17 protein-coding genes are annotated in these 19790 nt (G+C 67.1%); 9 read left to right on the forward strand and 8 right to left on the reverse strand.

Annotation, left to right across the window (positions count from 1 at the left end; all coding sequences use genetic code 11):
• Window positions 1-38: 38 nt before the first annotated feature.
• The 4 genes from NRY95_05810 to NRY95_05825 form a co-directional block, all read right to left on the reverse strand.
• Complete coding sequence (locus tag NRY95_05810) at window positions 39-755, reverse strand: beta-lactamase family protein (protein UYC17476.1); 717 nt, start codon at window positions 753-755, stop codon at window positions 39-41.
• A 409-nt stretch (window positions 756-1164) separates the two neighbouring features.
• Window positions 1165-1791, reverse strand: a complete 627-nt coding sequence (locus NRY95_05815; protein ID UYC17477.1) for a hydrolase — start codon at window positions 1789-1791, stop codon at window positions 1165-1167.
• 21 nt (window positions 1792-1812) lie between these two features.
• Entirely contained in the window at window positions 1813-2331 is a 519-nt protein-coding gene (locus NRY95_05820) for an ester cyclase (GenBank protein UYC17478.1), read from the reverse strand.
• Between the two features lie 39 nt (window positions 2332-2370).
• Entirely contained in the window at window positions 2371-2889 is a 519-nt protein-coding gene (locus NRY95_05825) for a DNA starvation/stationary phase protection protein (protein ID UYC17479.1), read from the reverse strand.
• Between the two features lie 482 nt (window positions 2890-3371).
• On the opposite strand from NRY95_05825, the gene NRY95_05830 reads away from it, so the two are divergent.
• The 5 genes from NRY95_05830 to NRY95_05850 all read left to right on the forward strand — a co-directional run bounded on the left by NRY95_05830 (window position 3372) and on the right by NRY95_05850 (window position 9581).
• Entirely contained in the window at window positions 3372-5213 is a 1842-nt protein-coding gene (locus NRY95_05830; protein UYC17480.1) for an ATP-binding protein, read from the forward strand.
• The gene (locus NRY95_05835; protein ID UYC17481.1) at window positions 5210-5857 is read left to right on the forward strand and encodes a response regulator; all 648 of its coding nucleotides are present in this window, start codon (window positions 5210-5212) and stop codon (window positions 5855-5857) included. Before NRY95_05830 ends, NRY95_05835 begins: the two co-directional genes overlap by 4 nt.
• 117 nt (window positions 5858-5974) lie before the next feature.
• Window positions 5975-6355, forward strand: coding sequence for a response regulator (locus tag NRY95_05840; protein UYC17482.1), 381 nt, complete (start codon window positions 5975-5977; stop codon window positions 6353-6355).
• A gap of 120 nt (window positions 6356-6475) precedes the next feature.
• Window positions 6476-7306 (forward strand): alpha/beta hydrolase, encoded by an 831-nt coding sequence (locus tag NRY95_05845; GenBank protein UYC17483.1) that lies wholly within the window; start codon window positions 6476-6478, stop codon window positions 7304-7306.
• Window positions 7307-7559: 253 nt separating this feature from the next.
• Window positions 7560-9581: a phospholipase C, phosphocholine-specific gene (locus NRY95_05850; GenBank protein ID UYC17484.1), complete on the forward strand. Its 2022-nt coding sequence runs from the start codon at window positions 7560-7562 to the stop codon at window positions 9579-9581.
• A gap of 499 nt (window positions 9582-10080) precedes the next feature.
• On the opposite strand, the gene NRY95_05855 is transcribed toward NRY95_05850, so the two are convergent.
• The gene (locus NRY95_05855; protein ID UYC17485.1) at window positions 10081-12378 is read right to left on the reverse strand and encodes a TonB-dependent receptor; all 2298 of its coding nucleotides are present in this window, start codon (window positions 12376-12378) and stop codon (window positions 10081-10083) included.
• Between the two features lie 293 nt (window positions 12379-12671).
• Between NRY95_05855 and rimK the strand changes: the two genes are divergently transcribed.
• The 4 genes from rimK to NRY95_05875 all read left to right on the forward strand — a co-directional run bounded on the left by rimK (window position 12672) and on the right by NRY95_05875 (window position 16314).
• On the forward strand, window positions 12672-13565 hold the full coding sequence (rimK, locus tag NRY95_05860; protein UYC17486.1) for a 30S ribosomal protein S6--L-glutamate ligase: 894 nt from the start codon (window positions 12672-12674) through the stop codon (window positions 13563-13565).
• A gap of 265 nt (window positions 13566-13830) precedes the next feature.
• Window positions 13831-14289 (forward strand): hypothetical protein, encoded by a 459-nt coding sequence (locus NRY95_05865; protein UYC17487.1) that lies wholly within the window; start codon window positions 13831-13833, stop codon window positions 14287-14289.
• Window positions 14290-14303: 14 nt separating this feature from the next.
• On the forward strand, window positions 14304-14981 hold the full coding sequence (locus NRY95_05870) for a response regulator transcription factor (protein UYC18515.1): 678 nt from the start codon (window positions 14304-14306) through the stop codon (window positions 14979-14981).
• Window positions 14974-16314 carry a HAMP domain-containing histidine kinase gene (locus NRY95_05875; protein ID UYC17488.1) on the forward strand — a complete coding sequence of 447 codons (1341 nt, stop codon included), beginning with the start codon at window positions 14974-14976 and terminating at the stop codon, window positions 16312-16314. Before NRY95_05870 ends, NRY95_05875 begins: the two co-directional genes overlap by 8 nt.
• Before the next feature lie 357 nt (window positions 16315-16671).
• On the opposite strand, the gene coaE is transcribed toward NRY95_05875, so the two are convergent.
• The 3 genes from coaE to NRY95_05890 are packed head-to-tail and all read right to left on the reverse strand — an operon-like array spanning window position 16672 to window position 19435.
• Complete coding sequence (gene coaE, locus NRY95_05880; protein UYC17489.1) at window positions 16672-17292, reverse strand: dephospho-CoA kinase; 621 nt, start codon at window positions 17290-17292, stop codon at window positions 16672-16674.
• A gap of 13 nt (window positions 17293-17305) precedes the next feature.
• Window positions 17306-18169 carry an A24 family peptidase gene (locus tag NRY95_05885; protein ID UYC17490.1) on the reverse strand — a complete coding sequence of 288 codons (864 nt, stop codon included), beginning with the start codon at window positions 18167-18169 and terminating at the stop codon, window positions 17306-17308.
• Window positions 18170-18175: 6 nt separating this feature from the next.
• Window positions 18176-19435 carry a type II secretion system F family protein gene (locus NRY95_05890; protein ID UYC17491.1) on the reverse strand — a complete coding sequence of 420 codons (1260 nt, stop codon included), beginning with the start codon at window positions 19433-19435 and terminating at the stop codon, window positions 18176-18178.
• Window positions 19436-19790 lie beyond the last annotated feature (355 nt).

The following is a 19790-nucleotide window of genomic DNA, read 5'->3' on the forward strand; positions in this document are numbered from 1 at the left end:
CTGTCATAGGTGCGGCGCTCGGGCGGCGACAGCGTCCGCTAGGACGGAACCGTGGCCGGCGCGGCCGCGATCGCCGCGCCGGTGCCGGTATGGCGCAGCTCCAGCGGGTCCAGGACCAGGGTATGGATCGCGTCCACGAAGGGCATGTCGGCGACCGCTTCGACGATCGCGTAGACGACGATCCAGTTGGCGAAGATGTAGTCGAACTTCGCGCCCGGCTCGAATGCGAGGTCGGCGCTGGCGAACTGGCGCACTGCCTCGGACGCCGGCAGCTCGCGCGTCAGCAGCGATGGATCGGCCTTGGACGCCGGACCGAATCGCTCGGTCAGGCCGCTGCTGTTGGACAGCAGGCGCCGCAAGTTGATGCGGGCGCCGGTATCGGCGCGATAGTCCGGCAGCCATGCGCTGATCGGCCGGTCGAGGTCGAGCTTGCGCTGTTCGACCAGGCGCACGATCGCCAGGGTGGTGAACCATTTGGAGATCGAAGCGATTCCGTAGACGTTGTCGATCTTCGCCGGGCGCTGCGCTTCCAGGTCCACGATGCCGAACGGCCGCGCGTAGGCGACCTCGCCGTCGCGAGCGAGCGCGACGACGCCCTGGAAGCCGTTCGCCTTCGCCCACGCGTCGATGATGGCTGGCGCTTCCTTCGCCGCCGCCGATGCGGGGCCAGGCAACGCGGCCAGCAGCAGCCCCGCCCCGGAAGCGGCCAGTGGCGATCGCCGCGACATCGACGGGGCAATGGGCGATCTGATCATGGCGATGTCTCCAGAATGGGGGCGGCTGCCGGAATGCGATGCGTCTGGCCTGGTCGATGCCGGCGTGTGCGGCCGCGATCGCGCCCTGGCGGCCGTGGAGGACTACGGCATCCGCGCCGACTCGGGCGCACCGACTGTATCAACTGCGGTCGATCGCATGGTTGCGAAGTCCCGCGCGGGTCGCCACGGCGCAGGGCGTTCGCTCGAACAGCATCCGGTGTCCGCGGGCTTGGCTTGCCAGGCCCGTTTCATCCGCAGTGTCCACGCCGGCCGGCGCATGGCGCGATACGCGGCTGGGCAGCGGAGGCGTTGCCAGGTCGCGTCGCGGATGTCGTTTTGGGGCGGTGGCGTCGATGCGGCGCACCCATGGAGTGCGCGCCGCGTGCGTGGCGCCGTGGCGGGCACTGCCTCAGGCGGGCTTGATCATGTCGCGGGCATAGTCGAGGCCGATGCCGTAGCCGCCGCCGTGATCGACGACGATGCTGCGCGCGGCCTCGTAGGTGGTGTGCCTGGTCCAGTCGCGTTGCAGCTCCAGCAGGAACTGCAGCCATGAGGTCAGCACGGCGCCCGCCTGTTCCATGCGTCGCAATGCCGCGTCGTGGCTGGCGGCGGTCAGGCCGCCGCAGGCATCGGCGACGACGTGCACCCTGTAGCCGTCGGCCAGCGCCGACAGCACCGGAAAGCTGACGCAGGCCTCGGTCAGCAGGCCGGCAAAGACCAGCGTCTTGCGCCCGGTCGAGACGATCGCCGCCTTCGCCGCATCGTCTTCCCACAGGTTCATGTTGCGCCGCTCGATCGGCGCGATGTCCGGCAGCGCCGCGCGCAGCGGCGGCATCAGCGGGCCGCTATAGACCTTCGATGCCGAGGTGCTGACGATCACGGGCACGGAGAACGCGACGGCCGTGCGCGCGAGCGCCAGCGCGTTGCTGCGCAGGGATTGCCGGTCGGCGGAACCGGCGGCGAAGGCCAGGCCTGCCTGTTCGTCGACCAGCACCAGCGCGCACTCGGCCGGGGTCAGCAAGGGGATGTCGCTCATGATGCGCTCCGGAAATTGGGGTTACGGCGTGATGCCAAGTTGCTGATCGACGGTCAGCCGATCCCAGTAGATGCTGACCTCGGCGATGCGATGGTCGGCCCGGTAGCCGAGCAGCATGACGCCAGGGTGATCGAAGCGGCGGCCGTTGCCGGGCGTGGTCTTGCCGGTGGCCGGGTCCACGTAGGGACCGCTCCAGGTGCCGGTGACCCGTTCGACCGACACGCCTTGCATGCCATCGACCAGCGCGTCGGTCAGCGCCACGTGGAAGTCGGGATAGGCCTTGAAGATCATCGAGAAGAACGCCAGCGTTCCTGCCGCATCGAGCGGCTTGGGATTGCTCGGCTGACGAACGATCACGTCGGGCGTGAACAAGGCCATGACCGTGTCGATGTCATGGCTGTTCCAGGCATCGGCCCAGCGCTGGAGATCGGCATGGCCGATAGCGCCGGTCGTGGCGGGGATGGGCGAGGCATGGCCCGGCGCCGGGCTGGCGGCGAGCAGGGCGGCGCACAGCGCGGGCAGCAGCATCTTGCGGTTCATCGTCTGGTTCCTGGGCGCTGCGCGAACCCCGCGCAGGGGTCAGCGCGCGGCGCGGGTGCTTTCGAAGAGGAACCAGGAGCGGCGTTCCGCCTCGTCGATCCACACTTCGATCAGGCTGGTGGTGGCGACATCGTGGTATTCGTCGCACACGGCGTGGGTCGCGCGCAGGAAGCCGGTGAGGCGGCGATTGTCCTCGGCGAGTTCGGCCAGCATGTCCTGCGGCGTGACGTAATCCGCGTCGTTGTCGAGCAGGCGCTGCAGGCGCTGGATGTGGCCGATCGAGCGCAGCGTGCTCGCGCCGACCTTGCGCGCGCGCTCGGCGATGGCATCGGTGGTGGCGAAGATCTGGTCGCCCTGTTCGTCGAGCAGCAGGTGGTAATCGCGGAAATTCGGTCCCGACAGATGCCAGTGGAAGTTCTTGGTCTTCAGGTAGAGCGCGAAGGTGTCGGCGAGCAGCACGTTCAGCGCGGCGCCGATATCGGTGGTGGCCTGGGCGCCAAGATCGCTCGGGGTATGCAGCGCGCCGCTCTGGCGCGACTTGATCGAAACGGTATCCATGGGGTGTCTCCGGTTGAGGGCGTGCCCGCGCCGCTGCACGAGTGCCGCGGTGGTCGGTTGGCAGGTGGTTGCGGTTGCGCCGGTGCCCACTCGACAGGACAGAGGTTAGGCGGCCGCCGAGGGCGCGCAAATCGGCGGATCGTTTCGCTGCCTCATACCTTGGTTTAGGCGGCGGCACGCGCGGGCCGTGATCGCGCCGCCGCGATGGTCGCCTGTTGGCGCAGACGGCAAGGGCGTACAAGAAGTCGCACGCTCCGAGTCCTACCATCGCCGGCATGGCAGGTGCGGTTGCCCAGGTGCGCCTGGCCTCGGCTGCCTGCACTGCTGTGCGTGCGTTTTCCATCCCGGGAGGCAAATCCTTGTTCACGATGTCGCGCAGGCAGCGGCTCGCGCTCTCGCCATTGCGCTGGGGCGCGGGGGCGTGGACGCGCTCGGGCGCAGGCGGGAGCCGGCCGGGGGTGTGCCTGGTCGCGGCATTGCTGATGGGCGCCATCTTCCTGGTCGATACCTTCACCGCGCTGGAAGGCGCCATCGCGGTGCTGTATGTCGTCGCCTTGCTGCTGGTGGCGCGTACCGCGCGGCGCAGCGACATCGTCGTCACCGCGGTCAGCGGCGTCGCCCTCACCATCGCCACCTATGTGGATACGCACGGCGTCGAGCATCTCGGCTCGCAGACCCTGCGGGCCGTCGTCAGCCTGGCGGCGATCGCGATCACCGCCTTGTTGCTGCTGCAGAACCAGACGGCGATGAAGGCGCTGCGCGCGCAGGCGACCTTGCTGGATCTGTCGCACGACATGATCTTCGTGCGCGATCGCTTCGGCGTGATCACCTTCTGGAACCGCACTGCCGAGGACGTGTATGGCTGGTCGTCGCGACAGGCGCTCGGGCGGGTGGCGGACGAACTGCTCGGGACCCGCTATCCGATCCAGCGGCAGGCGATCGAAACCGCGCTGCTGGAAACGGGGGCCTGGGATGGCGTGCTGGAGCAGCGCACCAGGGCCGGCGCCACGCTCGTGGTGGAAGGCCGCTGGGTGCTGCAGCGCGATCCGCAGGGAGAGCCATTGGGGGTGCTGGAGACGCATACCGATGTCACCGAGCGCAAGGCGGCCTATGCGGCGCTGGTGCAGAGCGAACGGCGCTACCGCCGGATGTTCGATGCCAGCCGGATCGGCATCGCGCAACAGGACTGGACGGCGCTCAGGGCCGAACTCGCCGCGCTTGGCCTGAACGACGCCGCGGCATTGAACGCGTATCTGGCCGATCGTCCGCACTTCGTCGAGCGCGCCCGCCGCTTGACCAGGATCGAGGATCTGAACCCGGCGTTCCTGTGCATGCTGGGCGGCGGCAGCGCGCCGCGGTCGCCGACCTCGGTCGACGACGTGCTGGGCGAAGGCGAGCGCAGCTTCGCCGCGGCCTTGGCCGCATTCGTCAGCGGCGATGCGTTCCATGAGGGCGAAACCGAAATCGTCCACGTCGACGGGCATCGCATTCCGGTGCTTTTCACCATCACGTTTCCCGGCCCGGACGACGACGACGGCTGCGTGCTGGTGTTCGTGGTGGACAATTCGGAGCGCAAGCAGGCGCAGCGCGCCGTGCTGGCGGCGCAGGTGGAACTGGCACATGCCGCCAGAGTGGCGACGCTCGGCGAACTCACCGCCTCGCTCGCGCACGAAGTCAATCAACCGCTGATGGCGGTGGTGACCAACGGCGAGGCCGCGATGCGCTGGCTGCATCGCGACGTGCCCGATCTGCACGAGGTGGACGCCGCCATCGCACGCATCATTTCCGAAGGCCGCCGCGCCAGCGAGATCGTCCGCAGCGTCCGGGATTTCCTGAGCAAGGCCCCGATGAAACGCGACGCGCTGAGTGCGGCCCGCCTGGTCGAAGACGCCGTGCGCCTGGTGGAGCACGAGTTCGCGCGCGGCCGGGTGGAAGTGCAGGTGGAACTGCAGCCGGACCTGCCGGCCGTGGTCGGCGACCGGATCCAGTTGCAGCAGGTGCTGGTCAATCTGATGGTCAATGCCAGCCAGGCCATGGCCGAACAGCCGGCGCTGCGGCTGCTGCGCGTTCGCGCGACGCGGCTTGCGCACGACGAGGTTGCGATCACGGTGGCCGATACCGGCCCGGGCATCGCCGCGGAACATCTGGACCGCCTGTTCGATCCCTTCTTCACCACCAAGCAGCAGGGGATGGGCATGGGACTGGCGATCTGCAGGACCACCGCCGAAGCGCACGGCGGCCGGCTGTCGGTGGAAAGCCAGCCCGGCAGCGGCGCGAGCTTCCGCCTGGTGTTGTCCGCAACACGCGATGGTGCGGGCGCATGACGGCGCAGCCGCCGTCACGCGCGGCCGCGGCCAGCGTACCGGTGGTCGTCGTCGTGGACGACGATGCCGCCGTGTGCGATTCCCTGGACAGCCTGCTGCGCTCGATCGGTCTGCGCACGCTGATCTTCGCCTCGCCCGCGGAACTGCTGCAGGCCGCGTTGGCGGACGTGTGCGGATGCATCGTGCTCGACGTGCGACTGCCGGGCATCAGCGGCCTGGACTTCCAGGATCAACTCGCGCGCAGCGGCATCCACCTGCCCATCGTGTTCATGACCGGCCACGGCGATATCCCGATGACGGTGCGGGCGATGAAGGCCGGTGCGGTCGATTTCCTGTCCAAGCCGTTCCGCGACCAGGACATGCTGGATGCGGTCAGCGCCGCGATCGAGCGCGACAGGCGGCGCCGCGCGGCGGCCGGCGCCGTGCAGGACCTGCACTCCCGATACCAGACCCTGACGCCGCGCGAGCGCGAGGTCCTGGCCTTGGTGGTGTCCGGCCTGATGAACAAGCAGGTTGCCGGCGAAATGGGCCTGAGCGAGATCACGGTCAAGATCCACCGCGGCAATGTGATGCGCAAGATGGGGGTGCGCTCGCTCGCCGATCTGGTGCGCAGTGCCCAGACGCTGGGGATTTCCCGGCCCTGAGCGCGGCACGCAAACCTGTGTATGATTTTCGCGGGCGCCGCGGAATGGGACAAAGGCAGCATCTGCCGCGCATCGGACGCACTTCCATGCGACACGCGGCAGCTGGGACTCCCGCAGATGAGCCAGGCTGCCGCAATCGCGATCGTGGACGACGACGAAGGGGTCAGGACCTCCCTGTGCAGTCTGTTGCGCTCGCTCGGCTACGAGATTCGCAGCTATGGCTCGGCGATCGACTTCCTGGCCGACCAGGGGCGTACCGATCCCGCCTGCCTGATCGCCGACATGCAGATGCCGCGCATGAGCGGAGAGCAATTGCAGGCCGAGTTGCTGACGCGTGGCCGTACGTTTCCGATGATCTTCATGACCGCGTTCCCTGCCGAGGCCACGCGCAACCGGGTCATGGCCCGTGGCGCCCGCGCGTTCCTCGACAAGCCGGTCGATGGCGAAGTCATCGCCTGCTGCCTCGCCAGCGCACTCGCCGGCAACCGCACGGCCTAGCGCTGTGCCGGCGACCCACACCTTCGTATGAGGCGGCAAGCCGAGCGTAGGATTTTCGCCGGCCGCCCAAGTCTCTAGTCTGCGTTTGCGTTTCAACCATCACTCAACAGAGGCAAAGCCATGAGCACGATCACCACCAAAGACGGCGTCGAGATCTTCTTCAAGGATTGGGGCCCGAAGACGGCGCAGCCGATTTATTTCCATCATGGCTGGCCGCTGTCGAGCGACGACTGGGACGCGCAGATGCTGTACTTCCTCGGCAAGGGCTTCCGCGTCGTCGCCCACGACCGGCGCGGCCATGGCCGTTCCAGCCAGGTCAGCGACGGCCACGACATGGACCATTACGCCGCCGACGTGGCTGCCGTCACCGAGCATCTGGACCTGCGCAACGCGGTGCATATCGGCCATTCGACCGGCGGCGGCGAAGTGGCGCGCTACGTCACCGCGCATGGCAAGGGGCGCGTGGCCAAGGCCGTGCTGATCAGTTCGGTGCCGCCGATCATGCTCAAGACCGCGGCCAATCCGGGCGGGCTGCCGCTGGACGTGTTCGACGGCATCCGTGCCGGGCTCGCCGCCAATCGCGCGCAGTTCTATCTCGATTTCGCCAGCGGGCCGTTCTACGGCTTCAACCGTCCGGGCGCGCAGGTCTCGCAGGGCGCGATCCAGAACTGGTGGCGGCAGGGCATGCTCGGCGGCGCCAAGCCGCATTACGACGGCATCAAGGCGTTCTCGGAAACCGACTTCACCGAAGACCTGAAGGCGATGGACGTGCCCACCCTGGTGATGCACGGCGACGACGACCAGGTGGTGCCGATCGCCGACTCCGGCCTGCTCTCGGCCAAGCTGCTGAAGCACGGCTCGCTGAAGGTCTATCCGGGCTATCCGCACGGCATGTGCACGACCCACGCCGATGTGATCAATCCCGACCTGCTGGCGTTCATCCAGGGCTGAGCCGCCTTGCGCAGGAACGGGGCATGCGCTCCGTTCCTGGCGCGGAGCCGACACAGCCGGCTGGCACCTTCCGGCTCGATCCGGTCATGCACTGGCAGATGCCCGGCGCAGCCCTGTCAAACCCGCTTCATCTGCAGCGTCTACGCTGGCCAGTCCGTGAGCGCAAGCTCGTCGCCGGTCTCTGCCCGTGGTCGAACACAGTCGTCGCCGTTTCCTCGCCAGTGCGTCCCTGGCCCTCGGCGCCGGGGCGGTCATGCCGCTGCTGCCCGGCGCCATCCGCAGCGCGCTGGCGGTGCCGCCGGCGCGGGTCACCGGCACCGTGCAGGACGTGCAGCACGTGGTGATCCTGATGCAGGAGAACCGCTCGTTCGACCACTACTTCGGCTGCCTGCGCGGCGTGCGCGGTTTCGGCGACCCGCGGCCGTTGCGCCTGCCCAGCGGCCGTCCGGTCTGGTATCAGCCCGAGGCCGGCGCCGGCGATGGCTACGTATTGCCGTTCCGCCTGAACGGCCAGACCAGCAGCGCGCAGTGCATGGAGGGCCTCAACCACGACTGGAAGGGCTCGCACGAGACCTGGAAGCACCACGATGCCTGGATCGCGCAGAAGAGCGCGATGACGATGGGCCACTTCCAGCGCGAGGACCTGCCGTTCTACTACGCGTTGGCCGATGCCTTCACCATCTGCGACGGCTACCACGCCTCGCTGTTCGGTCCGACCAATCCCAATCGCATGTACATGTTCACCGGCACCAGCGGCCTGAGCGTCGGCAACGACGGCGAGCAGGCGGTGAACAACCGCGACGACGGCAACTGGACCGCGGACATGGCGCGCGACAACGCGACGTTTCCCGGCTACACGTGGACCACCTATTCCGAACGCCTGCAGCAGGCCGGGGTGAGCTGGCAGGTGTACCAGGAATTCGACAACTACGGCGACAACAGCCATCCGTACTTCGCCAATTTCCGCAATCTCGACCGCGCCTCTCCGCTGTACCGGCGCGGCCGCGCGATCGTGCCGGGTTCCACCGCCGACAACGCCAAGGCCTCGCGCGGCGAGCACCTGGTCGCCGCGTTCGAGCGCGACGTGCGCAGCGGCACCTTGCCGCAGGTGTCGTGGATCGTGGCGCCGTACCTGCTCAGCGAGCACCCCCAGGCCACCCCGGCCTATGGCGAGTCGCTGAGCGCGCGCCTGCTGGAGGTGCTGGCGGCATCGCCCGAGGTGTGGTCCAAGACCGTGTTCCTGATCAACTACGACGAGAACGACGGCTTCTTCGATCACGTGCCGCCGGCGCTGCCGGCGACCGATCCGGCCATCGGCGCCAGCAACGTCGACCTGCGCGGCGAGGACTACCATGGCATCCCGGTCGGCCTCGGTCCGCGCGTGCCGATGCTGGTGGTGTCGCCATGGAGCCGCGGCGGCTGGGTCGATTCGCAGGTGTTCGACCACACCTCGGTGATCCGCTTCCTGGAGCGCCGTTTCGGCGTCGCCGAACCCAATATCGGCCCATGGCGCCGCGCGGTCGCCGGCGACCTGACCTCGGCGCTGGATTTCGCCGGTCACGACGACGCCCGCGTCGCCTTGCCGGACACCCGCGACTTCATTGCCCGCGTCGATGCCACCGCGGCCCTGCCGCCACCGCAGCGCCCCGCGCAGCAGGCGCTGCCGGTGCAGGAGCCGGGCCAGCGCCCGGCGCGCGCGCTGCCTTACGATTTCGACGTGCGCCTGCAGGTGGGGCCGCAGGGGCCGACGTTGCGGATGCTCAACCGCAGTACGGTCGGCGTCGCGCTGAACGCCTATGCCGATGGCGGCAGCGCCGGCCCGTGGTTCTACACGCTGGCCGCGGGCAGCGAATTGAGTGATGCGCGCCACTGGCGCGGCGCTGCCGCCGATGCCGGCTATGCCTTGCGTGTGCATGGCCCCAACGGCTTCCTGCGCGAGTTTTACGGCGACAGCGTGACCGATGCGGGGCTGCAGGCCGAGGCCGACTACGACGCGGCCAGCCAATGCCTGCTGCTGGAGCTGCGCAATGCCGGCACGCGGGCATGCCGGCTGCGGATCCGCGATGGCTACCGTGGCGGGGCGGAGCAGGAGTTCGAACTCGCGGCCGGCGCGCATCAGGCGCTGCGCTTTCCGTTGGCGGCGCAGCATCATTGGTACGACCTGGAGATCGCGAGCGCGTCCATGCCGCAGTGGCGGCGGCGGCTGGCCGGACATATCGAGACCGGCCGTCCGAGCATGAGCGATCCGGCGATCGGCGCGGGCCTTGCCGTCTAGCGGCCGGCGTGTCCCGGGCGATGCCCTTGCCGGTGTGTCGCGGCTGACGCCTCCTGCAAACCAGGACGCTGCGAGTTCTTGCAGGAGCGGTTTCAACCGCGACGAGCAGCGTGGTGAATCTTCCGGCTGCGGCCCCGTCGGGACTGAAGTCCCTCTCACAGTGCACCCGCTGAGTCGGCCACGAGCCGCGTGTGGGAGCGACTTCAGTCGCGACGAACGGAGCGACAAACCCGGCCGCGTCGGGCACCGTCCGGAGTGACGTTCTTCCTTCCACAGCATCCAGCGACTCTCTCGCGTAGCCTCCACAGGAACTGCGGGCGGCGGCGGGCAATCAGCCGCGACCGATGGCCAGGGGCAGTACCGCCACCGACCGCGCCATGCGCAAACGACGAAGCCGCCCAATGGCGGCTTCATGCATGCGCGGTTACCCCTCAAACCCAAGCGCCGCCGCTGCTTTCGCAAGGACGGCGCGGTCGCCTTCCCCTGGCGCTGCCTCAGATCAGAACTTGCCGCTGAAGGTGACGAAGAACTGCCGCGGCGCGCCGGCCATCAGCGTCTGGTTGTAACCGTTCGGATCGGAGACGACGTAGCCGTTGGTGCCGACCGTGGCGAAGTAGCGCTTGTCGAACAGATTGGTCACGTTCGCGCTCAGGCCCAGGTTCTGGAACATGCCGACCTCGCCGAAGTCGTAGCCCGCGCTCAGGTCGAAGCGCCAGTAGCTCGGCACCGACGAGTCGTTGAGGTAGCTGATGTAGCGGCGGCCGGTGTACTTGCCGTCCAGCGAGGCATGCCAACCGGCGTTCTCGTAGGCCAGGCTGCTGGAGAACATCCACTCCGGGATGCCGACCACGCGCTTGCCGGCGGTGGCCACGACGCCGCCGTTGAGGTAGTCGTCCTGGTAGGTGGAGTCATCGTAGGACAGCGAGTTCAGCCAGCGCAGCTGCGCGATCGGGCGCCACATCATCGCCAGGTCGGCGCCCTGGCTGCGCACCGAGCCGACGTTGTTGAGCGTGGCCGAGCAGGTCTGGATCGCGCTGCACGGCGAGGTCACCAGCAGGCGGTTGTCGAAGGTGGTGTGGTACAGCGCCAGCGACGCCTCGATGCCCTCGCCGCGCACCCGGTAGCCCAGTTCGTAGGTCTGCGCGGTTTCCGGCTCCAGCGATTTCTTGATCGCGTCGAACGCCGCCTGCGATTCCTGGAACGGGGTGAAGCCGAAGCCGGCCATGTTCTTGTTGTAGGACGCGTAGAGTTCCTGGTGCTCGTCGAGCTTGTAGTTCACGCCCACCTGCGGCAGCAGATCCGAATCGGCCTTGATCTCGCCGGCCGCGTAGGAGGTGGTCGGCACCAGCGACTGCGCGGTGGTGTCCACCTGCAGCTTCTTGGCGCCGAAGTTCACGGTCAGGCGGTCGTCGAGCAGGCGCAGCGTGTCCTGCGCATAGAACATGCGCGTGTCGGTGTCGTAGTGCTGGGCGAAACCGCGCGCGAACAGGGTGCCGGACTTGTTGAAGTAGTACAGGTCGGTGAACGGGCCATCGAGCAGGAAGTAGTTGCGCTCCTGCACGGTCTTGGCGTTCTGGTACCAGCCGCCGATCTCGATCTCGTTGCCGGCGACGGTGAAGTTCAGCGACGCGGTGACGCCATGCCGGTTGAGGCGGTAGTCGGTGGTGCGCATCGACAGCGGCACCGTGGCCGAGGACGCCACGTACGGCGTGGTCCATTGCCCTTCGCCGTTGTTGTCGTGGTAGTAACCGGTCAGGTTCAGCGTGGCCGTGCCGCCCAGGTTGAACGCACCGCTGAGCGCGGCCAGGTTGTCGCGGCGCAGGCCGGCGCCGGAGTAGTAGGACGCGTCGGCCTTGTCGTAGTCGGCGGGCAGGGCGTTCAACGACGCCGGGTAGCTGCCCTTGCCGTTGAGCGCGTTGGCGATCTGCACCGCGCTGTTCCAATCCGGCATCAGGTAGTCCCAGTCCCAGCCCAGCGCTTTCTGCGAGGTCAGCGACAGGTCCATGATGTCGTATTCCTTGCGCTTGGAGCTGTCCAGGAACAGGCTGACCCGGTTGCCGTCGCCCCACTGGTACAGCGCCTTGACGTTGGCCTGGTTGTACTCGTTGTTGCCGTAGCCTTTCCACTTGTCCACTTCGCCGTGCACCAGCGAGGTGTACATCGAGAAGCCGTTGATGTCGCCGGTGTCCCCGCGCAGGTAGGTGCGGCGGGTGGAATCGGAGCCGAAGGTCTGGCTGAAGCGGATGCTCGGCGTGGCGTCCGGATCGTCGGAGTAGTAACGCACGGCACCGCCGAGGTTGCTGCTCGAGGCGGTGCCCAGGGCGCCGGCGCCCTGCGACAGCTCCACCGAGCCGACGTTCTCGGAGATGATCGCGCGGGTCACCTGCAGGCCATCGCTGACGCCGTAGCTCATGGTGCCCAGCGGCACGCCGTCCAGGGTGAAGCCGAGGCGGCTCTGGTCGAAGCCGTGCAGGCTGATCGCGGTCGACCACTCGTAGGAGCCCCACGCATCGGCCGACTGGAACTGCACGCCGGGCAGCTTGTCCAGCACCTTCAGCGCGCTGGTGCCGGGCGTGGCGATGCCGATGTCCTCGCGGGTGATGCGCTGCACCTGGCGGGTGGTACCGGTGGACACCACGGTGATCGCATCGAGCATCGTTGCGTCGCTGCTGCCGGCGGTGGCCGTGGCATCGGCGTCGGCCGGCGCGGTCTCTGCCAGCGCGGCGAAGGCCGGCAGCGCGGACGCGACGGCGAGCACCAGCGCATGCAGGCGCAAGGATCTGGAGGTGGGGGTCATCGAAATTCACCAATAAAATGGGGGGAGGCGTTGGGGCCTGCCGTGCGATGCGTGACAGCCAACACACGGCCTATGCGGCCCGCTCGCCACCATGCAACGGTTTTGTGAACGTTTCGGGGCGGTTCCGTGTCGTCTGTGGGACAGCGTGTCTGCAGATGCCGGTAGCCGAGCGGGCATGCCGGCCGGTCACGCGTCGCCCAGGCGCTCGCGCACGAACTATCGGGCATGCCCCGATCCCGCAGCGCCGACGGCGCAACGTATGATGCCGGGCCAGCCACCGCCGTCGCGCCTCGATGAAGCTCGCCATCCTGTCCCGCAACACCAAGCTGTATTCGACGCGGCGCCTGGTCGAGGCCGGCCGCGAGCGCGGGCATACGGTGCGCGTGCTCGACCCGTTGCGCTGCTACATGCGCATCGCGGCCGGCGCCTTCACCATGCACTACAAGGGCAAGCCGATCACCGGCTACGACGCGGTGATCCCGCGCATCGGCAATTCCGTCACCCGCTACGGCACCGCGGTGCTGCGCCAGCTGGAGATGATGGGCGTGCGCACGCCCAACCCGTCCGATGCGATCCTGCGCGCGCGCGACAAGCTGCGCGCGCACCAGTTGCTGGCGGCCAAGGGCATCGACATGCCGATGACCGTGTTCGGCGACAACCCCGACGACACCGGCGATCTGCTGTCGATGCTGGGGCCGCCGCCGCACGTGGTGAAGTTGAACGAAGGCACCCAGGGCACCGGGGTGATCCTGACCGAGAAGACCAGCGCCTCGCGCGGCGTGGTCGAGGCGCTGCGCGGGCTGTACGCCAATTTCCTGGTGCAGGAGTTCATCGGCGAGGCCGAGGGCGCCGACCTGCGCTGCTTCGTGGTCGGCAACCAGGTGGTCGCGGCGATGCGCCGGCAGGCGCCGGAAGGCGACTTCCGCTCCAATCTGCATCTCGGCGGCAGTGCGCAGTTGGCCACCGCCAGCCGCAGCGAGCAGGACGTGGCGGTGCGCTCGGCCAAGGCGCTGGGCCTGGGCGTGGCCGGGGTCGACCTGATCCGCTCGCGGCGCGGCCCGCTGGTGCTGGAGGTCAACTCCACCCCCGGCCTGGAAGGGATCGAGGCGGTGTGCGGGCTGGATATCGCCGGCAAGGTCATCGAGCATCTGGAAGCCAGTCTGATTCGAAAGAAATCAGCTACTTAGGGTGATGTTCGCCCCTGCATTCTGGCTTAACGCGGGTTTAATTCCCCCCTGCGTATGCTTCCTCGGACCGCAGCTCTGCCCTCCTCAGCAGGAACGGTAATCGGGATATATCTTTCGGCCCAAGCGGCCTTGCCGCTTGGGTCTTTTTCTATGTGCGGGGAGGTGCCGTCGGCGCAGTGCCGAGCCGGTGCCGTGCGCAGCTTGCGGCTCCGTTCGCGGGACGGCTACATTGTGATTCATGCCACCAATCGCGTAGGGGGCAGGGATGAAGAAGGTGATCGGTTTGATGCTGGGGATGGCGCTCGCGTGCAGTGCGGCGGCGGCACCGAAAGGTGAGGCGCCCATGAACGTGAAGAAATCGTTCGCACAGCAACTCAGTACAATTCGCCAGCAGTTGGACGATGGCAAGACCTATTCGGAACTCAGTGCAGAAAATCGCAGCAAGGTGGAAGCCGCGCTGTCGCGCATGGCGACCGTGCTGAATGCACACGCTGACGTGGATACGCTGCGCGAGGAAGACAAGGTGATGCTGTTCAACGATCAGGAAACGGTCAACACGCTGCTGTCCAAGGCGTCGTCGGACAGCCGGCTGATCTGCAGGCGCGAAGCGGTCATCGGATCGCTGCGCACCACGACGCAATGCAAGACCGTGGCGGAACGCCGCCGCGACAACGAGGATGCGCAGGAACTGATGCGGCGCAATCCAACTGGCAAGTACGACTGACGGGGTAAATGTTGGTGCGAATTCTAGTGATCGAAGACAACAGCGATATCGCTGCCAACCTGGGCGACTACCTCGAAGACCGCGGGCACACGGTGGATTTCGCCGCCGACGGCGTCACCGGCCTGCATCTGGCGGTAGTGCACGAATTCGATGCCATCGTGCTCGACCTCAACCTGCCGGGCATGGACGGCATCGAAGTGTGCCGCAAGCTGCGCAACGAAGCGCGCAAGCAGACCCCGGTGCTGATGCTCACCGCGCGCGACTCGCTGGACAACAAGCTGGCAGGCTTCGATTCCGGCGCCGACGACTACCTGATCAAGCCGTTCGCGCTGCAGGAAGTGGAAGTGCGGCTCAACGCGCTGTCGCGCCGCGGCAAGGGCGTGCATACCCGCGTGCTGGAGACCGGCGACCTGGAATACAACCTGGACACGCTGGAAGTGCGGCGCCAGGGCAAGCTGCTGCAGCTCAACCCGACCGCGCTGAAGATATTGCAGTCGCTGATGGAAGCCTCCCCCGCGGTGGTGACCCGGCAGGAACTGGAAACCCGCGTGTGGGGCGAAGAACTTCCCGATTCGGACTCGTTGCGCGTGCACATCCACGGCCTGCGCGCGGTGGTCGACAAGCCCTTCGACGTGCCGATGATCCAGACCCGCCATGGCATCGGCTACCGCATCGCCGCGCCCGATGCCTGAAGCTGGAGAGTTGCCGCGGGCGGTGCGGCGGCGCGGACGCTACCGCCGCCGCCTGCGCAGCCGCATCATCCTGTCCTTCGTGCTGTTGGGCTTCGGCCTGACGGCGCTGTTCGCGTTCGCCACCAACTGGGCGCGCGCGCGGGTGGAGAATCAGCTGGTCGAAATGGTGTTGAACCGCAACATCGACGAGTACTCGCACCGGTATTTCTCCGAACCGTCGAAGAACCCCGACCTCCCGGTGCAGCAGATGGTCGGCCGGGTGGTCAAGAGCGACCGCTTCGAGGCGCTCAAGCGCGAGCAGCCGGAGTGGTACAACTTCTCCGACGGCATCCATCCCGTCTCCGGGATCGACGAATCGGGCAAGCCGTTCGCCTACAAGCTCGCGGTGCGCAAGACGCCGGACGTGTGGTTCTTCCTCGCCTACGACATGACCCAGACCATCCAGGGCGAGGTGCAGCTCAAGCGCACCCTGATCCTGTCGGTGCTGGTGTTCAGCGCGCTGTCGCTGGTGATCGGCTGGTGGTCGGCATCGCGGGTGATGCGCCCGGTCTCCGATCTGGCCGCGCGGTTGCGCGCCTATCGCGGCAGCAGCGACCCCAAGCCGCTGGCGCCGCATTTCCCCGACGACGAAGTCGGACAGTTGGCCGAAGCGCTGGACGACTATTCGGGCCGGCTCACCGAAGTGGTGCAGCGCGACCGCGAGTTCAACGCCGACGTCAGCCACGAATTGCGCACGCCGCTGGCGGTGATCCGCGGCGCCACCGAGCTGTTGCTGACCCGGCCCAATCTCGACGAAAAAGTGCTGCAGCGCCTGCAGCGCATCCAGCGCGCCGAACAGCAATGCAGCGACCTGATCGGCTCGCTGCTGCTGCTGTCGCGCAACGAGCGCGGACAGGGCCACAGCAACGTGGCCAAGGTCGCCGAGCAGCTGATCGAATCGCACCGCGCGCAGCTGGGCGGCAAGCCGCTGCAGCTGTTGCTGGAGGGCGAGCGCAACCTGACCATCGACGCGCCGGAGTCGGCGCTGTCGGTGGCGCTGGGCAACCTGATCGGCAACGCGGTCAAGTACACCCAGGAAGGCCAGGTCGTGGTGCGGGTGCTGAGCGACGCGGTGCAGGTGATCGACTCCGGTCCCGGACTCAGCGCGGAGGACGCCGCCAAGCTGTTCCAGCGCGGCTACCGCGGCACCCATGCCGGACACTCGCAGGGCGGCGGCATCGGCTTGTCGATCGTCAGCCGCCTGTGCGACCTGTATGGCTGGCAGGTCAATGTGCGCCCGGGTGCGAGCAAGGGCGTGGTGGCGACGCTGTGGTTCAGGCCGGCGACGGGCTGAGGTTGGCTTCGCAGGGCTAGCCCCCGCGGCGTGCAGGGTTAGGGCGCTTGCCGCGGTCGCATTTGGTGCAGATGCAAGGAAGGGCTCCGATTGGTCTGGGGACCATCTGCTCCGATTTTGTCCGAAGCCGCCGGGTACGCCACTTCGTTCGTGGCGACTGAAGGGCACCTCTAAAAACCTCGATTCCAAAATTTCCGCGCTATGCGCATCAATGACTTGCGAGCGTTTTAGCCGAGTTTTTGGGGTTGTTAGAGGTGCCCTGAAGTCGCTCCCACAAGGGTTCGCGGGCGTCTCGCTGGGTGCACTGTGGGAGGGGCTTCAGCCCCGACGCTCGCAAGGCCTGCCGATCGCAACGGTCTAAGCGATCTTCGCCGCCGCCAACGCGCGATAGCGCCGATCCAATGCATCCGCCGCATCCTGTAGTCGCGCGGCATCGCCATCGTTCACCACCACATCGTCGGCGATCGCCAGCCGCGCCGCGCGCGTGGCCTGCGCCGCCATCATCCGTTGCGCCAGCTCGGCGGTAATGCCGTCGCGCTGCATCAGGCGCGCATGCTGCAGCGCTTCGGGCGCATCGACCACCAGGATCCGGTCCAGCCAGGGATACGCCGTACGCGCACCGACCTCGGTCAGCAGCGGGATCGCCGCCACGGCATAGGGGCTGGCGGCCTCGCGACACGCCTGCTGCATCAGCGTGCGAATCGCCGGATGGGTGATCGCCTCCAGCTCGCGGCGCGCCACCGGATCTTCGAAGATGCGCTGGCGCAACGCGGCGCGATCGAGGCTGCCATCGTCGCGCAGGATCTGCGTACCGAAACGGATCACGATCTGCGCAAGCGCCGGATGCCCCGGTGCGACCACCGCGCGTGCGGCCACGTCGGCATCGGCCACGACGATGCCCTTGGCTTCGAAGCGGCGGCTCAACTCGCTCTTGCCGGAGGCGACGCCGCCGGTGAGGCCGACGATGAAATCGCTCACCGCGTCGCTCCGCTCAGCGCAGCCCGGACCAGCGCATGTAGGTCTCGATGATTTCCGTGCCCCAGAAGAACACGATCCAGCCGGCGATGGCCAGATACGGGCCGAACGGAATCGGCGTGGCCCGGTCGCGGCCCTTGGCGGCCAGCCAGATCGAGCCGAGCACCGCGCCGACCAGCGAGGAGATCAGGATCGTCGGCAGGATGCCCTTCAACCCGCACCAGGCGCCGATCGCCGCCAGCAGCTTGAAGTCGCCATGGCCCATGCCTTCCTTGCCGGTGATCTGCTTGAACAGCCACCACACCGACCACAGCGACACATAGCCGACCGCCGCGCCGAGCAGCGCCGGCTTGGCCGGCATGTACAGATTGTCCATGCTGCCGACCAGGCCCAGCCACATCAGCGGTAGGGTCAGCTGGTCCGGCAGCAAGCGGGTGCGCAGATCGATCCCCGACATCGCGACCAGGAAGCAACTGAACACGATCGCGCCGAACCCCTGCCAACCGAAGCCGAAGCGCCAGACGCTGGCGACCACCAGCAGGCTGGTCAGCATCTCCACCAGCGGGTACTGGATCGAGATCGGCGCATGGCAATGCCGGCACTTGCCGCGCAGGGCCAGCCAGCTGAACAGCGGGATGTTCTCGTACCAGGACAGCTTGTGCTTGCAGTGCGGGCAGTGCGACGGCTCGACCACGATCCCGGGCGGCGGCGGATCGTAGAGGTCCGGCAACTCCAGGATCTCGCGCGAATCGCGCTTCCACTGCCACTCCATGCGCTTGGGCAGGCGCAGGATCACCACGTTGAGGAAACTGCCTACCAGCAAGCCCAGCCCGGCCGCGGCGGGGTAGCCGAGGCCGGGGTGTTGATCGAGAAATGCCATTAATGCTTATCCAACGACGGAGGCCAGCTTGAAGATGGGCAGGTACATGCCGATCACCATGCCGCCGACGATGGTACCAATGAATACCATGATCAACGGTTCGAGCAGGCTGCTCAAGGCATCGACGGCATTGTTCACTTCCTGCTCGAAGTACTCGGCCACCTTGAACAGCATCGCATCCAGCGCACCGGCCTCTTCGCCGATAGCGGTCATCTGGATGACCATGTGCGGAAACAGGTTGGTCTGCTTCATCGCTACGTTGACGGGGTAGCCCACCGCCACGTCGTCGCGCATGCGCAGCACGGCCTTCTCGTAGACGCTGTTGCCGGTGGCGCCGGCGACGATGTCCAGCGCCTCCACCAGCGGCACGCCGGCGCGGAAGGTCACCGCAAGGGTGCGTGAGAAGCGCGCCACCGAGCTGTTGTGCATGATCTGGCCGATGACCGGCACCTTGAGGATCAAGCGGTCCATGCCGTGCTGCATCGAGGGCGAACGTTTGTAGGCAAAGATGAAGCCGCCAATCGTGCCAATCAGGAGGATCAGCAGGATCCACCAATAGGACACCATGAAGCGTGAGGCGGCTACGATCATCTGCGTAAACGCGGGCAACTCCGCGCCAAAGCCCTTGAATACGTCCTCGAACTGAGGCACGACCCATACCAGCAGGATCGAGCTGACCAGCAAGGCGACCGCCATGACCATGGCCGGATAGAACAAGGCCTTCTTGATCTTGCCCTTCAGTGCTTCGATGTTTTCCTTGTAGGTGGCGACCGTCTCCAGCACAGTTTCGAGCACGCCTGCGCCTTCGCCGGCCTTGACCAGGTTGCGATACAGCTCGTCGAACTGGATCGGGTGCCTGCTGACCGCCTCGTAGAGCGACGAGCCGCCTTCGATGTCGGTGCGGATCTGATCGACCATCTTCTTCATGCGCGGGTTCTTGTGCCCGCTGGCGATGATCTCCAGAGATCCCACGATGGGGACGCCCGACTTCATCATGGTCGCCATCTGGCGGCTGAAAAAAGCGATGTCCTTGGTGCCGATCTTGCTGCCGGCGGCGCCGAACAGGGGCTTGGGCTTGGGCTTGACCACCGACGGCGTGATGCCCTGGCGGCGCAGTTCGGCACGCAACAGGTTGGCGTTCTTGGCGGACTGTTCGCCCTTCATCTTGATGCCGCGCTTGTCCGTCCCCTCCCAGACGAACGGCACCTGCTGGCTGGTATTACGTGCGACGGGCTCTTTAGATACTGCGCTACGAGTTGCGGACATCAGCTGTGCTCCCCGTCCGGCCATCCCCAGGCGGACATGCCTTGCATGGTATCGGTTTCCATGGCGTCTGGCATCCGCGGTCAATCGCTGGGATGGGCGCCTGGGCGTGAAAGCCAAATTTCCGTCGTAGTGACGTTGGGCGTCACTTTGTGACATCTTCTGACAGAGGGGATATCCCGTCGCAAATCGCTTCTTTCCCCCTGTCTGGCCCGATGCAATGAGGCATCATGCGTCTCGGGGGAGCAAATGGTGCGTGTAAGGACGTTGGCACGCAGCCTGCTTGTATCACCCGCACGTGGCGCTCTGCCGCGCGGCGCTCGAGGGGTAACAAGCTCCACGGGCCGAGTGTCTGCCA

The organism is Xanthomonas campestris pv. phormiicola (genome assembly GCA_025666215.1).
GTDB classification, from domain to species: Bacteria; Pseudomonadota; Gammaproteobacteria; order Xanthomonadales; family Xanthomonadaceae; genus Xanthomonas_A; species Xanthomonas_A campestris_A.